The organism is Mucilaginibacter gossypii (assembly GCF_017569325.2).
Taxonomy (GTDB): Bacteria; Bacteroidota; Bacteroidia; order Sphingobacteriales; family Sphingobacteriaceae; genus Mucilaginibacter; species Mucilaginibacter gossypii.
Genome location: NZ_CP071878.2, coordinates 3,776,362 through 3,796,869 on the forward strand (window position 1 = coordinate 3,776,362; position 20,508 = coordinate 3,796,869).

Genomic DNA, 20,508 nt, shown 5'->3' on the forward strand with positions numbered 1-20,508 from the left:
ATTATTTAAGTGAAAAGTGTTCAGCGATAGGACCTAAAGCAAGTGCCGGGAAGAATGACAGGGCAGCGATAATTACGATCACCGCGAAAATCATCAACCCAAAAGTTGAGGTGTCGCTTTTTAAAGTACCAGCCGATTCAGGAATATTCTTTTTATTAGCCAATAAGCCTGCAATAGCCAGCGGACCAATAATTGGGAGGAACCTACCCAATATCATGACGATACCTGTTGTATAGTTCCAAAAAATATTACCATCGCCCAAACCTTCAAAGCCCGAACCGTTGTTGGCTGCTGCCGATGAATATTCATACAGCATTTCGGAAAAACCGTGGTTGCCGGGATTATTTAACCAGGCCGATGGCTTGACAGCCCAGTCGGTACCGGGAACATGTACAATAAAGTAGGACGAAATTGCAAGGCCTACCAATATAATAAAAGGGTGCAGCAGTGCAATCAACGAAGCAATCTTCATTTCCCTCGCCTCTATCTTACGACCCAGAAACTCGGGTGTACGGCCTACCATTAAACCGGATATAAACACGGCTACTACCACAAATATGTAAAAGTTAAGGAAACCAACCCCGCAACCACCGTAAAAGCAGTTGATCATCATACCTAAAAGCATTGACAATCCGGATACCGGCATAGCACTGTCATGCATGGAGTTTACTGAACCGGTAGAAGTTATGGTTGTCATGATACTCCAGTATGCAGAGTTAAGCGGCCCAAAACGTACCTCTTTACCCTCCATAGCTCCTGTTGGCTGGCTAATGCCCATATGAGCAATGGCAGGGTTACCATTAAGCTCGGCGTTGATGGTCGGGATCATCAGCAAAAGCATCCCCAGCGTCATTACGCCAAAAATTACATAGGCAAATCTCTTTTTGTTGAGATAAAAGCCCAATGCAAATACCAAACCGATAGGGATGATCAACTGGGCCACCAGCTCAACAGTATTAGTTAGGTAATTAGGATTTTCAATAGGGTGTGCAGAGTTTGCGCCAAACCAACCACCACCATTAGTGCCTAAGTGTTTAATGGCAACCATGGCAGCAACCGGTCCGCGGGAGACATGAACTGTGTCGCCTTGCATACTTATGAAAGTATCTTTACCTGCATAGCTTGTAGTCATGCCGTTAAAAGCGAAGATCACAGCTATCACAAATGAGATAGGTAATAATATGCGGGTGATTGATTTTACAAAATACTCCCAAAAGTTGCCCAGCTTATCGGTAACCTTATCTTTCATGGCCCTGAAAACAACCACCAGCGCAGCAATACCTGTAGCAGCCGATACAAAGTGCAGGAACATGAATACGAAGTGCTGTGTAAAGTAAGTAGCACCGCTTTCGCCCGAGTAATGCTGCAGGTTACAGTTTACCAAAAAGCTGATGGCAGTATTGAAAGCTGTATCAGGCGACTGTCCGGGGTTAGCATCGGGGTTAAGCGGCAAATGACCTTGTGCCATTAAACAAACAAAGGCATATATCAGCCAAACGCTGTTAATGGTAAGTAGGGCCAGCAGGTGCTGTTTCCAGTTCATTTCCCGTTTGGTATCAATACCGCTGAAACGGAAAATGAGGCGATCAAGCGGGGCGAGGAAATCGAGCCAGGTTTTTTCGCCCTTAAATACCTTAGCTATGTAGCGGCCAAGGGGAATGGCGATGGCTAAGGTGAGCAGGTAGGTGAAAATTACACCCGTTAGTTCAGTGTTCATAGTTTAATTTTAAAATTTTTCGGGTTTGAGAAGTACGTATACCATGTAAATGAACACGGCTATTGCTACGATGAATAATGCTGCCATGATTTTAGATTTTTTCGAAGTACGTTACAGATTTAAAAAAGATCCAGAATACCACTACAAATGTGGCCAGGTAAGCGATTGTGAGTAAAGCATCCATTTTTATGTGTTTTTGCAAAGGGCTTTGCCAAGCGGATGCCAAGAAAATTATTATCAATATAAATAACTGATTATTAATTATTTATATAACAACAGAAACATTATTTTATTTATTTAAGGAGAATTGGGCTATCATTTTGATAGCTGATTATCAAAGTGGGATTGAAGAAGGTCTTAGCTACAGGAAGTAGCGATAACGTAACCTTTGGCAGATGGGCATGATCTCAAGAGTGGCAAATATCTCCAGGCCTCCGGCTTGTGTACGGCGGCCTGAGGCCGCTTGATTGTCGACACCCGGCCGGAGCCGGGCGTCAGCGTAGAAAGAACTTTTTATTCACTAAATCCGAAATCGAAATTCCGAAATCCGAAATCATTCCAAATTATATTCTTTCAGCTTTCTATACAGCGTAGCCACGCCAATATTAAGCAGGTGCGCTGCTTCTGCACGGTTACCGTGGGTATGGTTTAATACCCGTTGAATATGCAGTTTCTCTACAGATGAAAGATCAAATGCCGAAATAGGCGCACCGCTTTTCACCTGTTGCTGCTGAACTTCATAAGGCAGCAGGCTCTCATCAAGCACATTGCTATCGGTCAGGATCACCGCACGTTCTACAATATTCTTCAACTCGCGGATATTACCGGGCCATGGATATGCTCCCAATTTTTCTATAAACTCATCGCTTAGCGTATTTACCTGTTTTTTTACTTTAAGGGCAAAATGCTGCATAAAGTATTCGGCCAGCAGTTTGATATCCTTTTTGCGCTCACGCAGGGCCGGCAGCGTGATCTGGAATACTGAAAGGCGGTAATATAAATCCGACCGGAAATGACCGTCATTGATTTCGTTGAGCAAATTACGGTTGGTAGCTGCCAGAATCCGTACGTTAACCTGGGTGGGTTTAGTATCGCCAATTTTAATGAATTGCTGCGATTCAAGCACACGAAGCAGCTTGGCCTGCAGGTCATGATCAAGCTCACCAATTTCATCTAAAAATATAGTGCCGCCGTTGGCTTCTTCAAAAAGTCCTTTTTTATCTTTTACCGCCCCGGTAAATGAGCCTGCTTTATGGCCAAACAATTCGCTTTCCAATAATTCCTTAGTGAATGCGCTGCAATTTACCGCCACAAATGATTTTGCACTGCGGTTGCTGGCCTGATGAATGGCTTCGGCAAAAATCTCCTTACCTGTGCCGGTTTCGCCCAATAATAGTACCGTTGTATCGGTAAGGGCAACCTTTTGGGCAAGCTTAATTACATCGCTGATAGCCGTTGATTTACCGATGAGCCTGTCAAAACCAAACTTATCATTCAGCTTACTTTCCAGTTCTGCAACCTTTTGCTGTAGCAGGGCTTTATCCATGGCCTTGCTTACCAGCGGGATGATCTTTTCGTTATCATCGCCCTTGGTGATATAGTCAAATGCACCGGCTTTTATGGCCTTTACGCCATCATTAATAGTGCCGTATGCGGTCAAAACAATGATCTCGGTATTTGGGTAGTTTTTTTTAATGGTTTCGGAAAGGGTAATACCATCAATATCAGGCAGCTTAACATCGCTTAATACCACCTGTATGCTTTCGAGTTGGAGTTTTTTAAGCCCCTCTTTGGCTGTAGCCGCAGTAATTACCTCATGGCCTTCCAGCTGTAAAATACGCGCAAGCAGGTTGCGGAGGCGTTCCTCGTCGTCAATTATTAATAGCTTACCTTTCTGCATCGTGGCAAATATGATAATTTTGAACCATGATTTTTAGGATTTGAGGATTTCTTGATAGAATAGTCCTAAACAACCTCAATCAAAACATCAGGGAATCCTATAATCAAGCGAATCAAGGTTACCAACGGTAACGCCTTGTCGCCCGCATCAGTTGCCGGTGACGTTTTGCTTCATAATAATCGCTGGTTACCAGGATGGAATGGATCACGCCCGGAATCCAGAAGAAAAGTGTTAAAAATATATTCAATATAAATGCACCTATCCTGCCGGTGGTGAGGATGGCAAGCGGTGGCAGTAAAAAGCACAGAAAATATCGCATGGCAGTAGTTTTAATGTTTAAACCATTTAGACAATGCGCCGGGAAATTTGTTACTGCTTTATTTCTTCACCAAGATTAGGTGGCAACTGGTCGCCAAAAAAAAGCGCTTTCAATTCAGTAGCATCATTTGGGTTCATTTTTCCGCCTAATATTAACCTTAATTGGCGACGGCGAAGCGCCCCCTCATACAATGCGCGCTCTTTATCCGTTTCAGGTACCAGCTCGGGCACAGTTGTCTTTTGGCCATCTTTATCCAAAGCAACAAAGGTATAATAGGCCTCATTACTTTTTACTTTAGTACCGGATGGAATGTTTTGCGCCCATACATCCATCCTTACCTCAACCGAAGTAGTGAACGCGCGGGTAACCTTTGCTTCAATGCTGATCACATCACCCAGCTTTATCGGCGACTGGAACGATACGTTATCTACCGACGCGGTCACCACTATTCTATTACAGTGCTTTTGTGCCGAAATAGCAGCGGCAATATCCATCCAATGCAACAGGCGACCACCCATCAGGTTGTTTAAAGTGTTGGTATCATTGGGCAATACCAGTTCGTTCATGATGGTGTATGATTCCTGCGGCGATTTTCCGGTCATATTCAATCTGCTTTTAGGGCAAAGATAGGAAAAAACCTCAGCCAACCCTCTCTTTTGGGGATTGGCTGAACGTACCTTGTAAATGTTTGCCCCTGCCGAAATCCCCTTGCCCTGAAATAAAAACATGTCATTATAAGAAGAACGACGAAGCAATCGCACGCAATACAGGGCGACTGTGCTTTCGTACGATTGCTTCGTACCTTATAATGACGTGTTTTTGTTTACTACTCCGTCTTCAAACTCTTTACCGGGTTCATCAGCGCTGCTTTCACGCTCAAAAACGAGACTGTTGAAAAGGCAACCAGCAATACCAGGAAGAATGGAATAACGAACAGGAAGAGGTTAATATCCATCCTGAAAGCATATGTTTGCAGCCATTGATGAATAGCGTACCAGCCTATTGGTGCCGAAATTACAAACGACACTACTACCAACAGGGCAAAATCTTTATACAACAATTTTAAAATACTGTTTACCGAAGCTCCCAGTACCTTGCGGATGCCAATTTCCTTGGTGCGCTGTACAATGGTGTATGATACGAGGCCAAATAAGCCTAAACAGGCCACAAAAATGGCGATGCCGGTAAATACGCCAAACACCTGCCCAAAGCGCTGATCAGTTTTGTATTGCTCGTTAAAATGCTGATCTAAAAAGAAATAATCAAACTGGTCGCCTGGGAAAAAACTGGCCCAGGTTTTCTTTAAGTCGGCGATGGTTTGCGGCATATTGGTTGTACTTACCTTTACCGATACCGGGCCCCGAACATCAGGGATACAACGGAAGATCATGGAATCGTAGGCATCATGTAAGGATTGCTGGTGAAAATTATCAGCCACTCCTATTATCTCATAAACCTGTCCCCAAAAATCGATGCGTTTGCCAAGGGCATCGGCAGGTTTGCTAAAGCCTAACTGTTCAACCCCTTTTTTGGTGAATATCACTTTATGTGGTTCATCTCCAAACTCTTTCGAAAACTTACGACCGGCTATCAGTTTGATATCATAAGCGTTAAGGTAGTCATAGTCGGCACCAATAATGCGGTATTGTTTGCTTGTGCTTTGATCGGAGCCAACCAACTTAATACCGCCAGCGTTCCATTGCACAGGTTCGCCGGGGATAGAAGTAGATACGGTTACACTTTTAACGGCAGATTGCGCCAGGCATTCGTGTTTAAATGAGCTCATGCTACGGTAAAACGAATCTACCTTAACCAACGGAGCTTTAATGACCAGTGTTTGATCTATTTTTACCCCTAACTTTTGGCTTTGCATGTATTTGAGTTGTTTGAACACTGTAAGCGATCCTATCAGTAAAAATATCGACGCAGCAAACTGGAATACCACCATTGCCTTACGTAATATCACTCCCCCTGGCGATGCCAGGATCTTGCCTTTCATCACCTCAACCGGCCTGAACGCCGATAATACAATGGCCGGGTAAAAACCGCTGAAGAATGAGCCCAACACAAAGATTCCCAAAACAGCCAACCAAAAAGTTGCTTTAGCAAATAACGTAAAACCCATCTGCATGCCGGAAATATTGGCAAATGCAGGCAAACAGGCCATAATGATAAGCAATGCCAGGCCAATAGCCATGGCGTTAAGCATCATGGCCTCCAACATGAACTGGGTAATCAACTGTGCTTTTGCCGAGCCCAAAGTTTTACGCACCCCAACCTCTTTAGCCCGGCCAATACCTCGGGCAGTAGCCAGGTTGATATAGTTGATCCATGCTATGATGATCACAAAAATAGCGATGCCCAAAAGCAGGTACACCGACTTGCCATCTCCATTGGGCTGAAACTCCAGCATCCTGTTGGAATACAGGTGGATATCCTTTACCGGCTGAAGTGTATAAATGCCGCCTTCGCCCGTACCAGGATATTTATCATAAGCTTTTTTTACTACAGGGATAAACTTAGCTTCCAAAGCACGCGGATCAACTCCCGGTTTAAGCAGCAGGTAAGTTGTGCAGCCGTCACTCAGCCAGGCATTATCGAGATTAAAATCTTTATTAGGCGGATTTTCTTTAAGCAGCGTAGCGTAGGATTGCATGATATCGAAATTCATATGCGTGTTGGCAGGCATATTTTCCATTACGCCGGTAATTTTAAGCGGCTTATCTGTATTAATATACAAGGTTTGTCCCACGGGATTTACGCCATGAAAAAGTCTATCGGCAATTTGCCGGGTAATTACCGCGGTGTTGGGTTCTTTAAGTGCGGTATTTCCGTCGCCGTTTATTAGCGGGAAAGAAAATGTTTTGAAAAATGCATCGCTTACATAGTAAACATTCCGGATCACCATTTTCTGATCCCTGTAATTGGCTATGGTTTGCCCTGCTCCTACAATCTTTACGTATTCTTCAATATCGGGCAGCGCATTTTTAAATGCTGTGCCGGGTGCAAAAGCCCCGCCGGCCCATTGAGTACTTAACTTGCCATTGTTATACCTGTCCTGATTAATCCGGAAAACGCGGTCTTTTTTGGTGTGGAAATCATCGAAACTAAGCTCAAAGCTAACATATTGCAAAATGAGCAGGCATGCCGCCATGCCAATAGCCAGCCCTATTATATTAATAGCGGAGAAAGCTTTGTTTTTTGAAAGGTTTCTAAAAGCAACCAGCAGGTAATTTTTAAGCATAATTGTAATGGTTTATACCTGCCAATTCAGCTAATCGCGTGCCTTATTTTTAAATTACTGATTATAAGTAACTTGAATCAAAATCAATCAACGAAACTGTTCGTTTTCGCACAGTAATTGTGCGATTGTGGATTGGTTTGGAAATTCGCGATTGAAAATTAAAGGTGGGGGTTTATAAGTCGTTGGGACGTTTAATAAAAGCTCCTGCAAGTGAAATTTCACTATTTTAGTGGCTCAAGGTTGGCAATAACCAACTATACATCACGCCCTACAGGATATTTATCTATGACTAAAAAAACATTTACGTTTATAATCCTAAGCTTGTTAACCTGCAAATTAATTGCACAACAAAACGATAGGCAAATCAAGCCAACGCACCAGGATACTTTAAAAGGGTCGATAACGCCAGAAAGGACTTGGTGGGATGTTCTGCGCTATGATCTGACCATAAAACCAGATTACATTAATCAAACGATCTGCGGTAGCAATATTATTCAATATAAGATTGTTAAAAATAAACACACCGGGCTCATGCAAATAGATCTCCAATCGCCTCTTAAAATAGATAGTATCAAAACGGGGAACGCAAAGTTATCTTTTATACAAAACGGCGACGCATGGTTTGTAAAGCCCCTACAACGGTCAAAAAATAACGTTCAAAACATTACGATTTACTATTCGGGCAAACCAAAACAATCAGTTAACCCTCCATGGGATGGTGGTTTGGTATGGCAAAAGGACTCTGTAGGCAGACCATGGATGGCTGTAGCCTGTCAATTGCCAGGCGCGAGTGCATGGTTTCCATGTAAGGTTTACATTGGCGATAAACCCGATAAAGGAGCTTCGGTTACAATAATTACACCAGATACATTAGTCGCGGTATCAAATGGAAGGCTTCAGCGGCAACTTAAAAATACAGATGGCACCTCAAGCTACACCTGGGCAGTGAACAATCCTATAAATAATTATGGGCTTACCTTTTATATAGGAAAATATGAACATGTAAGTGAAAAATTTAACGGCGAACGCGGTAACCTTGATCTGGATTTTTGGGTATTGGATTATAACCAGGAAAAGGTAAAAGGTTACCTGGTTGCCGAAGTTCGAAAAACTTTAACATCATTTGAGCACTGGTTTGGCCCATACCCATTTTACAGCGACGGCTTTAAGATGGTTGAAGCACCGTATATAGGAATGGAACATCAAAGCGCTATCGGCTATGGAAACAAGTTTAGATTGGGTCGCTTTGGCCTTAATCCCAAACGGCTAACTTATTGGGATCAAAAAACCGACCGGATGGTGGTTCATGAAACAGCGCACGAATGGTTTGGCAACAACATAACAGCAAATGATCCTGCCTACGGCTGGTTACAGGAAGGCTTTGCCGGCTATGCGGAGGAATTGGCTATCGCCGATCCTTACGGGCCAAAAGCGTCCCACGATTTCTTTTTGAGCAGGACCTCCAATCGGATAGGCAACAAGGCTCCGGTAATTTCTCCCGACAATATTTTTAAAGACGGAGGTGAAGACGCCTATCTGAAGGGTTGGGTTTTAATCCACATGTTACAGGCTATTATCAATAATGACGATAAATTCAGGGAAGTGTTACGAGCGCTTAACAGAAGCTTTTATCACCAATCAGTAAATTCGACACAGATAGAAAACCATATCAGTAAGGTCAGCAAAAAAGATCTTAGCAAGATATTTGACCAATATTTAAGAACCACACAGATCCCTATATTGGAATATAAAATTGATGGAAAAAGCTTCGAATACAGATTTACAAATTGTATAGCCGGTTTTACCATGCCCGTTAAAATCAAATTGATTGATCAACGTTGGATTGCCCCCTCAACGAACTGGCAGTCACTGAAATTAGAATATCTTCCTACTGTCGACTCATTAGCTATTGATCCTGATTTTTATATCCAGGCAAAAATCGTTAAATAACTTAATTATAAACCAGGTACCTGGTCCGCCTTACAGATTATTGGACAAAATAAACAAAAGAGATATTACTACAGGCAGAGCGTGGTAATTGCAGGAAGATAGAAATGCCTTCTAATATCTAAGTTTATCTCACATCAGCTCATTATCCTTTTTAACATGATAAGCCTTGTACGATAAGTAAAACAAGGCCAAAGCGGGCAAAGCGCCAAGGATTACCCCAACTGTATTAGGCTTTGGATAGGTAGCCACAATTTGCACAATAAACAATATCGTGGCAACTATACCACCTATAAGATAAAGATATTTGAATTTGGGGTTCATAGGCTATTTACATACTAACAACAGGGCATCCTCAACTTGTTTACTTGGTTTTGAAAGGCTTACGAAGTATTTGAAACTTCGTAAGTCTTTCAAAGCTGCTTACCGTTTCAATTCATATTTAGCAGGCACATCAGGTACCAGTTTAAATACCGCAGCCGCAAGCGGCGGTATCGTAATTTTGATCGACTGGCTTTTGCCATGCCAGCTTACCTGATCGCTATTTACAGGCTCATAATTGATGATGCCGCTGCCCCAGTATTTTTCATTATCCGAATTAAAGATCTCTTTCCACTTACCGGCAGCAGGTACGCCTATGCGATAATCACGGCGTACAACAGGGGTCATGTTCAGGATGACCATCAGATCGTTTTTAGTGTCATGCCCCATCCGACGGTAAACCAGTATGGAATCATTGGCATTGCCGCCGTCAACCCATTCAAAACCCTGGTGCGAAAAGGCTTTTTCATACAGCGCAGGCTCTGTACGGTATAAATGGTTCAACGCCTTAACTGTTTCGCTAATACCCTGGTGATTTGGATACTGCAGCACATGCCACTGTAACGATTTGCCGAAATCCCATTCATCGCCCTGCCCAAATTCGCCGCCCATAAAGAGTAGTTTTGAACCGGGGTGTGTGAACATGTATCCGTACATCAGTCTCAGGTTAGCAAATTGCCTCCACTCATCGCCGGGCATTTTGCGTAACATACTACCTTTACCATAAACAACCTCATCATGCGAGAAAGGCAGCATAAAGTTTTCGGTAAAGGCATATATGGTGCTAAAAGTTATTTCGTTATGATGATATTTACGATGGATAGGATCCTCATGAAAGTAATCGATAGTATCATGCATCCAGCCCATCATCCATTTCATCCCAAAGCCCAGGCCGCCTAAATAAACCGGGCGACTAACGCCGGTAAATGACGTAGATTCTTCAGCTATGGTTTGTACCGATGGGAAATGGCTGTAAACAGCTTCGTTAAATTCTTTCAGAAATGATATAGCTTCGAGGTTTTCGTTACCGCCATACCTGTTAGCTTCCCATTCGCCATGCTTGCGCGAATAATCAAGGTACAGCATTGAGGCCACCGCGTCAACGCGTAAACCATCGGCATGATACCTTTCCAGCCAAAACAGAGCGTTGCTGATCAGAAAAGCCCTTACCTCGTTTCGGCCGTAGTTAAAAATATATGATTTCCAGTCGGGGTGAAAACCTTTGCGGGCATCGGCATGCTCATAAAGGTGTGTACCGTCAAATTTATACAGCGCATGGATATCTCCCGGAAAATGCGAAGGCACCCAATCCAGGATTACGCCAATACCGGCTTTGTGAAATTCTTCAATCAGGTACATCAGTTGTTGTGGTGTACCGTAGCGTGATGCCGCTGCAAAATAACCACTTACCTGGTAACCCCAGCTCGGATAATACGGGTGTTCCATAATAGGCATAAACTCCACATGGGTGAAGCCCATTTCCTTTACATAAGGCACCATTTTTTCGGCAAGCTGAGTGTAAGTTAAAAACTCGTCCGGACTTTCGGGATTACGCGCCCATGAGCCCAAATGCACTTCGTAAACCGAATATGGCCTGTCGAGCGCGTTATGTTCATGACGGTTCTGCATCCAATCCTGATCCTTCCACTCATAAAAAGTATCAGCAACTATAGAGGCAGTACGCGGCGGCAGTTCCCAGCGTAAAGCAAAGGGATCGCTTTTTTCCAGGTCTTCGCCGGTTGATGATTTGATATAGTATTTATACGTTTCGCCATTGCCAACATTTGGAATAAAACCTTCCCAAATACCCGATGAATCCCAGCGGGCATTCAAACTATGCGAACCGCGGTTCCAGCCGTTAAAGTTGCCAATTACCGCTACGTATTGTGCGTTTGGAGCCCAAACGGCAAAATAAGTCCCAATAACACCCTGATATTCCACTACATGCGAGCCCAGTTTTTCGTACAGCTTATAATGTTTGCCCGACTTAAATAAACTGATATCAAAATCCGTAAAACGGCTGTATGGTTCAACGGCTTTAAGCTTTACAGGTTGCGGGGTAATTTCTGTCGGGTTATTGGCATTCACCGCTTTCGACTTAACCGGCGCAGCTTTTTTAACGGCTGAAGGCTTCTCAGCAGCAGTCGATTTTGTTTTAACCGGCTCAGCTTTCTCTGCAACGATAGGCTTTTCGGCAGCCGCTGTTTTTGTTTTAACTGCTTTTTTATGTTCCGGGGCTCCTGTTTCAGGCGTTACTTTATCGGCTTTGACCTTAGTGACGGCTTTTTTTTCCTTTACAGGCTTTGTATCCGGTAAGGGGTTCTCGGTTTTAGTTGTTTTTTTGGCCATGATATAGATAACCTGTTAGGGTGTTAGTAAATAACCCAAATCACAGGAATGAGTTTGGTTTATATGTAATCAAATATAACAGGATTAATATATTATGCAGGGTTTTGGAGATTTATTTTTGGAGGGAAGATTGTCTGAATCAGAATTTACCGAATTTGAGAATTAACAGGATAACTTGTCTGAACTGATTTATTGAATTAAGAGAATTTATTAAATTTACTAAGCATTCTGTCCGTTCATCTAATCCAATAAATTCGAATTCATACAAAAAACGCCATTGCAGTAGCAATGGCGTTTTAATGAGATAGCCTTAACGTGAGCAAAGCTATAAAGGTTTTTTTTCTTGATTTACAAGGCTACAGCTACCTTTAACCTTTTGCCCTTCAGCTTTAACCTCTTCTAAATACTATCTGCTTATTTCAATATGTTTAAAGTTTTTACTGTATTTAAACTCTACCGTTTTATCATCATTTAGTTGAAATTCTTTTACCTCTTTGCCATCTACTTTTATTTTTGATGGCGTAAACGGCAAACCTATCAAGTTAAAATGATAGCCGTCATAGCGTGGGGTATACAAACCTTCCAGGCTCTGATCAATGGTTAAATTTTTGCTGCTGCCATTTACCACAAACTTTTTCTCCAGGTAAATATCCTGCTCGTAAGCAAAGGTTTCGCCGTAATCTTCAAACAGGAATGAATTTACTTCATAATCGGTATAGTAAATATTCAGCTTTACTTCTTCAATCTCTTTGTGGCCAACATACTGCATTACCGGGTATTCAGGGATTACCGAACCTGCTTTAATGAATAGAGGCATGGTTTCAAGTGGGGTATCTACTGATACTTCCTGGCCGCCGTTAACAACCTCGTGAGTCCAGAAGTTGTACCATTTACCTTTAGGCAGGTATACGTTGCGTTTGATCTGGCCCGGTTCCATTACAGGGCAAATCAGGATCTTATCACCATATGTAAACTCATCCTGGCGGAAGTGGTTTAGCTGTGTGTCCTGCTCATGCATCACTATCGGCCTCAAAATAGGGAAACCATAGCGGTGATGCTCCCAGAAAGTGGAGTACAGGTAAGGGATCAAGCGGTAACGCAACTCGATAAACTTACGGTTGATGGCAGTGAATGGTTCGCCAAAACTCCATGGCTCGCGCTCTTTGGTATCACCTGCCGAGTGCGCACGCATAAACGGCGAAAAGGTGCCCATCTGAATCCAGCGGGTAAACAGTTCGCCATCGGGCTCACCACTAAAACCGCCAATGTCGGTACCGCAAAACGGAATGCCCGATATCGACAAGCGCTGACACTGGATATTACCCAGCTTCAGGTGTTCCCATGAGGCTACGTTATCACCGGTCCACACCGATGAAAAGCGTTGTACACCTGAATAACCTGCCCTTGTAATAGTAAAAGGGCGTTTGTTTTTCATGATCTTGCGCAAGCCTTCGTAGGTTGAGCGTACCATCTGCATGCCATAAATATTATGCGCCTTGCGGTGTGATCCACGGTAACCATCGTACTGGTGACGCACATCATCAGGGAAGGTACCGGCACCAAATACAGCAGGCTCATTCATATCGTTCCAAACACCGGCAACGCCCATTTGTACCAGTTCGTCAAACAAACCGCCCCACCATTCGCGTACTTCAGGATTGGTAAAGTCAGGAAACTGGCAACGGCCTGGCCATACGTGGCCCTCCATAAAGTAATCATCGCTTCGGCGGCAGAAATATCGCTTCTCCTTACCCTCCCTGAATACCTCGTAGTTGTCATCCACACGGATCCCCGGATCAATAATTACCACCGTTTTAAAGCCATCAGCCGCAAGCTCGCTGATCATTTTTTTAGGATCGGGGAAATACTTACGGTTCCAGGTAAAGCAGCGGTAACCATCCATATAATCGATATCCAGATAGATACCATCGCATGGGATCTGGTTTTCGCGGAAACCTTTGGCTATCTTCTTAACCTTAGCTTCAGGATAATAGCTCCAGCGGCATTGATGGTAACCCAGCGCCCAAAGCGGTGGCATAGGGTGTGTACCGGTTAAGGTGTGATAGCTTTTTACCACGTCCATCATGTGCGGCCCGTGGATATAGTAATATTGCAGTTCGCCGCCATCTGCCCAAAAACTTGTTTTAGTCCTGTCTTCGGCGCCAAAGTCAAATTGAGCTTTAAATGTATTATCAAAAAAGATACCGTGTGCTATACCCTCGTTTACGCTTATGTAAAAAGGGATACTGCGGTACAAAGGATCCTGGTTCCACTGAAACGAGTAGGCATCAGTGTTCCAGTTTTTTAGCCTTTTGCCTCGCAGGTTAAATTCGGTTGGTTTATCGCCTAAGCCAAAGAAGCTTTCGTCGGGTGCGCAGGTTTTGGTGCAAAACACATAATAACCGCCCGCCTGCACGTTCTCTTCCCAGTGCATTGGCACAGCATCGATGCTGGTTACATGGTTGCTGCTATCTGAAAAAGAGATAAAGAAATCCTTTTTGCGGATATGGCAATTCACTTTATAAGTAGATACCCGAAATTCATTATCATCTTCATGCAAAGTAAAACCTGCCGCCTTGGTGGGCAGCTTAGGTACCCCGTATGAAAAATCATCTAAAAAAACACTATGCGGCGCAAGCCTTACACGGATAATCTCGTCGGTAACAACTATTACTTCAACTTTAGCATCGCCATCAGTAAAGTAGAACTTATTCCCCACCTGATCGGCATGATTGGGTACACCGAGATACTTTTTTACAACCGGCTTAATACCATCGGCAGGGTTATTAAGATGGTGAAATTCCTCTTCTTCTTCAAGTAAGTTTTCTGCTTCAATTAACTTACTGGTTATCAACTCCGGATTTGGGGTATTACTTTCCATTCAAACAAATTAGTGGCTTCTGCAAAGATGTATAAAGTGTACTTACTACGCAATATACAATAATTGAATTAACGAAAAACCATTAACCGTGCCAAATCCTTAATTTTTATTCAATTTGCAGCTTCAATTATTTGAATTTTCTTACCATCCTGAACAAAAAGAACGGCTATCGCCCCCAGGAACATAAAAATACCGGCCATCACCAAAGCATAAATGGCATGCCCGCTGTATGCATACTTCACTATCGGACCACCAATAATGCCATTAACTATTTGCGGAAAAGTAATAAAGAAATTAAAAATGCCCATGTACACGCCTATCTTTTTGGCTGGTATTGAGCTTGATAGAATAGCATAAGGCATAGCAAGGATACTGCCCCAAGCCAAACCGACACCAATCATTGACAAGATCAGCAGACGGGGATCAGGAATAAAGAATACGGAGATTAACCCTAAACCGCCCATAGTTAATGAAAACGCATGCGCTTTTTTCCGGCTCAGTTTTTTTACTATGCGCGGCAATAACAAAGCATACACTGCCGATACTAAATTATATACACCAAACAATACATTTACCCAGTTGGCGGCATCATTATAGGCTGCCGAAGAAGTGTCCCCTGCCGGGATATGGTAAACATGATCAACAACTGCCGGGGTTGTAAATACCCACATAGAGAAAAGTGCAAACCAGGAAAAGAACTGTACCAATCCCAGCTGCTTCATGGTTTTAGGCATGTTGACGAGGTCGGAGAAGATCTCCAACAAACCGCCCTTATGCCCAGATACCGTTTCGTCCTTTTCATGAAAAGTTGCATAAACTTCGGGGGGATATTCTTTAGTGCGGACTACAGTCCATAAAATAGCTCCTATTAAAACCGCGGCACCAATGTAAAATGAATACAGCACATTATTAGGCACAATACCATGATCGGCTGTTTTGGCTATTCCAAACCATTCGGCAAAAACATAAGGTAACCATGAACCAATTACAGCGCCTACTCCTATCAAACAGGTTTGCATGGAAAAACCGGTAGTATGCTGGCTATCGGGCAGGTTATCAGCCACCAAAGCTCTGAACGGTTCCATAGCTACGTTGAATGAAGCATCCATAATCATGAGCATGCCAGCGCCTACTACTATCGGCGGGATCAGCGCTGCCAACATAGATGAGTTGGGCATAAAAAACAATGCCAAACCCGATAAAATAGCGCCTGTTAAAAAGTAAGGGCGGCGCCGACCAAGACGGTTCCAGGTCCTGTCGCTGTAATGACCTATGATAGGCTGAACAACCATGCCTGTTATAGGCGCGGCCAGCCAAAACCACGACAGATGCTCCACATCGGCACCAAAGGTTTGGAGGATGCGGCTGGCGTTACCCGTTTGTAAGGCAAAACCAAACTGGATGCCCAAAAAGCCGAAGCTCATGTTAAAGATCTGCCAAAAGCTTAACCGTGGCTTTTGCGCGATGGTTGGTTTATTTTTGTTCATTGGTTAATTGGTTCAATAGTTCATTGGTAATGAATCGCTGATCATCATTCATTCGCCGCCGCTCGGCTGGAGCCGAGTGGCTATTATCCTCAGGCCTCTGGCTTTTTAATCCACTGCGGCCACTGGGCCGTAACATCGCTACCACTCGGCCAAAGCCGAGCGGTAGCGAAATTTTATTTTATAAACAACTTAAGGAAAGCGGTTAAAACTCCAGCAACAATCCGCCCATGGCGGGCAGGCTTACTTCAACACCACTACGTATATCATCGGTATTGAATTTAGCGCCGCTTAGCAGGTCGGTAAATTGTTTATGGCCGCTTTGGTTTAATTTTGTTAACAGGTCTTCCGGAAGCTTTACGGTTAGTTTACGCTCACTCCGGTTAAAATTGGTTATTACTAATATACGTTGATTGTTGGTATAGCGGGCGTAGATATATAAACGGGTATCAAAGCCCGGCTGATGTTCATTAGCTATCATCAGCTCATAGAAAGCGCCCGATTTAAGAGCTTCACTATTGTGCACTGCAGTAAGCAGGTTGTAGTAAAAGCCACGAAGCTTTTGTTGATCTGCCGATAATTTCACGCCATCGTACTTGTGGTTATTAACCCATTTTTGATGCTGCGGAACACCCCAGTAATCAAATATGGAAGTGCGGCCATCGTTACCACTAAACCCTTCATTACCGATAGCCGGCTCTCCTACTTCCTGCCCAAAGTAAACCATTACAGGGCCGGTATTTAAAGTGGCTGTTACGATCATGCCAGGTACGGCTAACCATGGGTTACCTGCGAAATCATTTGAAGCGATGCGCTGCTCATCGTGGTTTTCCATAAACCGGAGCATGTGCTCGTCAATGCCTTTGCTATCGTGGTTCCAAACAGCGTTGATTTCCCAGGTTGATGAATTGTGCTCATCGCGGGTAAGGCGTTTGATAGCATCATACAGGCCTACCTTATCGTACAGATAATCAAACTTGCCTTTATTAATATAATCGCTGTATTTGCCTTTGTCGTAAGCTTCGCCAACGAAAATAATCCCAGGATGCCCAGCTTTAAGCTTAGGGATTACCCAACCCCAAAACTCAATCGGCACCATCTCAACCATGTCGCAACGGAAACCATCCACACCTTTTTCGCTCCAGTAATGCAGAATATCATAAACCTTGTTCCAAAGCGGCGGAATCGGATCAAAATGACCACGGCGATGATCCATATAGTCAACCCCGTAGTTTAGCTTCATAGTCTCGAACCAATCATTAATTGAGGGTGCAGCGCTGAAAACATCGTTACCGGTTGCTTTGGCTGGGTTTTCATCAAAATGACCATCCTTCATCAGACTTTTGAATTCATCACCTCCGGGATTATAGCCCGACGGCACAACAAAAGGCTGGCCAGGCATATAGTAAAAATCGTTAGTTGGACTAAAAGCTTTGCTCTTATCATCATCCTCACCAAAATCACGTACCCCGGCCGGTTTAATGTCCGAACCATAGGTACGGGCTACGTGGTTTGGAACCAAATCCATCAATACTTTTAAACCATTGTTGTGGCTGCGTTTGATAAGCGCTTCGTACTCGCCGATACGGTTTTTAACATCAACTGCCAGGTCGGGATCGATATCGTAATAATCTTTAATTGCATAAGGTGAACCTGCCCTGCCCTTCACTATATCCGGATCATCGGCTTTAATACCATATTGCGAATAATCAGTCATGGTAGCGTGCTCAATTACGCCCGTGTACCAAACATAGGTAAAGCCCATTTTCTTTATCTCCTGCAGGGCCTTATCGTTGATATCGTTCAGCTTGCCTACACCGTTTTCCTCAATAGATCCATTGGTTTTATTAAGTGTGTTGGTATTGCCAAACAGGCGGGGCAATAACTGGTATATGATGAGCTTATGGTTGGTAGTTTGTTCCATGCGTTTTTTTGTATGATGTGTTTTTACCTGTGCAAACGTAATAACGGGCAACATTGTTGCAGCAATAAAACAGGTAAAGATCTTATTGCCTTTCATTACGCTTCAACCAGTAGTTCATCATTGGCTTTCACCAATTGCTCTTTACCATAAACCAGCACTGTTGTTTCCACATCCGAAGCGTTTTTGATCTGCACACCTTCTTTGCTCACTTTAATATTCAGCAAGGCACCGCGGAAACCTATGTGGAACGAAAATGACGACCATTTTTTGGGAATGAACGGCTGAAATACCAGCTTGCCATCCCTTACACGCATCCCGCCAAAACCTTCAACAACAGCCATCCAGGTGCCAGCCATTGAGGTGATATGACAGCCATCATCAGTATCGTTGTTGTAATCATCCAGATCTAAGCGAGCCGTGCGCAGGTAAAACTCATAAGCACGGGCTTCATCGCCGAGTTTGGCAGCCAAAATAGCGTGCACGCATGGTGATAATGATGATTCATGTACAGTACGCGGCTCGTAAAAATCAAAGTTGCGGCGAATAGTATCTATATTGTACTGATCTTCAAAAAAGTAAATTCCCTGCAGTACGTCAGCCTGTTTAATGTAGCATGAACGCAAGATCCTGTCCCAGCTCCATTTTTGATTGATAGGACGCTCTGACGCGGGCAGATCTTTTACCAGGATCTGCTCTTTATCCAGGTAGCCGTCCTGTTGTAAAAACACCTGGCGTTTCTCGTCGTATGGGTAATACATCTTTTGGATGATATCGTTGAAACGGCCAAATTCAGTCTCCTCATTCAGGTTCAGCTTGCTTACCAACGCTGCATATTTTTCCGGATCAGCCAACTTTATTTTATCAGCAACATCAACAGTATATTGCATACACCAGGTTGCAATAGTGCTGGTATACCAGTTATTGTTTACATTGTTTTCGTACTCGTTTGGCCCGGTTACACCCAACATCACATACTGTTCTCTGTCCTCCGACCAGTTAACCCTTTGCGACCAGAACCTGGCTATACCTAACAATACCTCAAAACCGTAATCGCCTAAATAAGCTTCGTCACCGGTATAACGCACATAGTTGTAAATGGCAAAAGCGACAGCCCCATTACGATGGATCTCTTCAAAAGTGATTTCCCACTCGTTGTGGCATTCGGTACCATCCATAGTAACCATAGGGTACAATGCGGCGCCATCTTTAAAACCTAATAGCTGGGCATTCTCGATAGCTTTGCCTAATTGCTTGTAGCGGTAAAGCAGCAAATTGCGGGTAACTTTTTGCGGAGCTGTAGAAAGGTAAAAAGGCACGCAATAAGCTTCGGTATCCCAATAGGTTGAGCCCCCGTATTTTTCGCCGGTAAAGCCTTTGGGGCCGATGTTCAAGCGATCATCCTCACCAGTATAGGTTTGGTTAAGTTGATATATATTAAAGCGGATAGCCTGTTGTGCAGATACATCGCCATCAATAATGATATCATTATGTTTCCATTTTTCGGCCCAGGCGGCAGCTTGTTCGGCCAGCATGGTTTCAAAACCCTTGGCGCTGATACGATTTAATGTAGCGTTTAACTGCTCAACCAACTCTTCGGGTTTATAGTTTTGTGATGACAGGTTAGCGGCATATTTAATCACGCTGATTCTTTCGCCCCGCTTTGCCGGCAGATCAATTTTAGAAGCTACATATTTTTCCTTTTTGATGGCTTCGGTAGCTAATTCAATAACTTCAGCATTTTGAAGGATGCTAAATTTCATACCTGTAGCAACCTCAAAGCCTGTTTTTTTGGTGCGCATTACGATATAACCGCCATCGGTTTGTGTTGCCTTGCTTACTTCGTCCCAAAACTTTTCATCATAGTTGGAATCTTTGTTCACCACATCTCCATCAATTGAAGGCGTTAAGGTGATGGCCCCACTAAAATTTAACGGCGTAAGGGTATATTTAATAGCACCTGTTTCATCATCGGCCATGCTGCAAAAGCGAATAGCCTCCACTTTTACTTCTTTACCCGATGCTGTTTTAGCGCGAAAATCGCGCTTCAGGTAACCTTCTTTCATATTTAGTTCCCGGCGGAAACTGAATACTTCGCATTTAGCAAGGTCAAGTTGCTCGCCGTCAATTACCACATCAATACCAATCCAGTTGGCCGCGTTAAGCACTTTAGCAAAATATTCGGGATAACCATTCTTCCACCAGCCTACACGGGTTTTATCGGGATAGTAAACCCCGGCTACGTAGTTGCCCAGCAGGGTATCACCGCTGTAAGCTTCTTCAAAATTGGCGCGCTGGCCCATGCGGCCATTACCTAAGCTGAAGATACTTTCAGAAATTTTATTGTAATGAGGATCGAAGCCTTCTTCAATTATCTTCCACTCATCAGCTTTTATATAGTTTTTCATTTGCCCCCTCTAAATCT

13 protein-coding genes are annotated in these 20,508 nt (G+C 43.6%); 1 reads left to right on the plus strand and 12 read right to left on the minus strand.

Features of this window, described 5'->3' with window-relative positions; translation table 11 throughout:
* Position 1 precedes the first annotated feature (1 nt).
* From kdpA to J3L18_RS15930, 6 genes are all read right to left on the minus strand, one after another.
* Positions 2–1,717, minus strand: coding sequence for a potassium-transporting ATPase subunit KdpA (gene kdpA, locus J3L18_RS15910; protein WP_129569360.1), 1,716 nt, complete (start codon positions 1,715–1,717; stop codon positions 2–4).
* A gap of 9 nt (positions 1,718–1,726) precedes the next feature.
* Positions 1,727–1,804, minus strand: coding sequence for a K(+)-transporting ATPase subunit F (gene kdpF / locus J3L18_RS31095; RefSeq protein WP_083879072.1), 78 nt, complete (start codon positions 1,802–1,804; stop codon positions 1,727–1,729).
* A gap of 466 nt (positions 1,805–2,270) precedes the next feature.
* Positions 2,271–3,617, minus strand: coding sequence for a sigma-54-dependent transcriptional regulator (locus J3L18_RS15915; protein WP_129569359.1), 1,347 nt, complete (start codon positions 3,615–3,617; stop codon positions 2,271–2,273).
* Between the two features lie 118 nt (positions 3,618–3,735).
* Positions 3,736–3,936 carry a YqaE/Pmp3 family membrane protein gene (locus J3L18_RS15920; protein WP_090531506.1) on the minus strand — a complete coding sequence of 67 codons (201 nt, stop codon included), beginning with the start codon at positions 3,934–3,936 and terminating at the stop codon, positions 3,736–3,738.
* Between the two features lie 50 nt (positions 3,937–3,986).
* Positions 3,987–4,538, minus strand: a complete 552-nt coding sequence (locus tag J3L18_RS15925; RefSeq protein WP_090532037.1) for an acyl-CoA thioesterase — start codon at positions 4,536–4,538, stop codon at positions 3,987–3,989.
* Between the two features lie 224 nt (positions 4,539–4,762).
* On the minus strand, positions 4,763–7,180 hold the full coding sequence (locus J3L18_RS15930; RefSeq protein WP_129569358.1) for an ABC transporter permease: 2,418 nt from the start codon (positions 7,178–7,180) through the stop codon (positions 4,763–4,765).
* 285 nt (positions 7,181–7,465) lie between these two features.
* On the opposite strand from J3L18_RS15930, the gene J3L18_RS15935 reads away from it, so the two are divergent.
* Positions 7,466–9,130: a M1 family metallopeptidase gene (locus J3L18_RS15935; RefSeq protein WP_129569357.1), complete on the plus strand. Its 1,665-nt coding sequence runs from the start codon at positions 7,466–7,468 to the stop codon at positions 9,128–9,130.
* A 129-nt stretch (positions 9,131–9,259) separates the two neighbouring features.
* Here J3L18_RS15935 and J3L18_RS15940 read toward each other — a convergent pair whose 3' ends face one another.
* From J3L18_RS15940 to J3L18_RS15965, 6 genes are all read right to left on the minus strand, one after another.
* The gene (locus tag J3L18_RS15940) at positions 9,260–9,451 is read right to left on the minus strand and encodes a hypothetical protein (RefSeq protein WP_091163041.1); all 192 of its coding nucleotides are present in this window, start codon (positions 9,449–9,451) and stop codon (positions 9,260–9,262) included.
* 99 nt (positions 9,452–9,550) lie between these two features.
* Positions 9,551–11,797, minus strand: a complete 2,247-nt coding sequence (gene glgB, locus J3L18_RS15945; protein WP_129569356.1) for a 1,4-alpha-glucan branching protein GlgB — start codon at positions 11,795–11,797, stop codon at positions 9,551–9,553.
* 406 nt (positions 11,798–12,203) lie between these two features.
* The gene (locus J3L18_RS15950) at positions 12,204–14,678 is read right to left on the minus strand and encodes a TIM-barrel domain-containing protein (protein ID WP_129569355.1); all 2,475 of its coding nucleotides are present in this window, start codon (positions 14,676–14,678) and stop codon (positions 12,204–12,206) included.
* 110 nt (positions 14,679–14,788) lie between these two features.
* Positions 14,789–16,165 carry an MFS transporter gene (locus J3L18_RS15955; RefSeq protein ID WP_129569354.1) on the minus strand — a complete coding sequence of 459 codons (1,377 nt, stop codon included), beginning with the start codon at positions 16,163–16,165 and terminating at the stop codon, positions 14,789–14,791.
* A 202-nt stretch (positions 16,166–16,367) separates the two neighbouring features.
* On the minus strand, positions 16,368–18,182 hold the full coding sequence (locus J3L18_RS15960) for an alpha-amylase family glycosyl hydrolase (RefSeq protein WP_243771454.1): 1,815 nt from the start codon (positions 18,180–18,182) through the stop codon (positions 16,368–16,370).
* Positions 18,182–20,491 carry a glycoside hydrolase family 65 protein gene (locus tag J3L18_RS15965; protein WP_129569353.1) on the minus strand — a complete coding sequence of 770 codons (2,310 nt, stop codon included), beginning with the start codon at positions 20,489–20,491 and terminating at the stop codon, positions 18,182–18,184. Before J3L18_RS15965 ends, J3L18_RS15960 begins: the two co-directional genes overlap by 1 nt.
* Between the last annotated feature and the right edge of the window lie 17 nt (positions 20,492–20,508).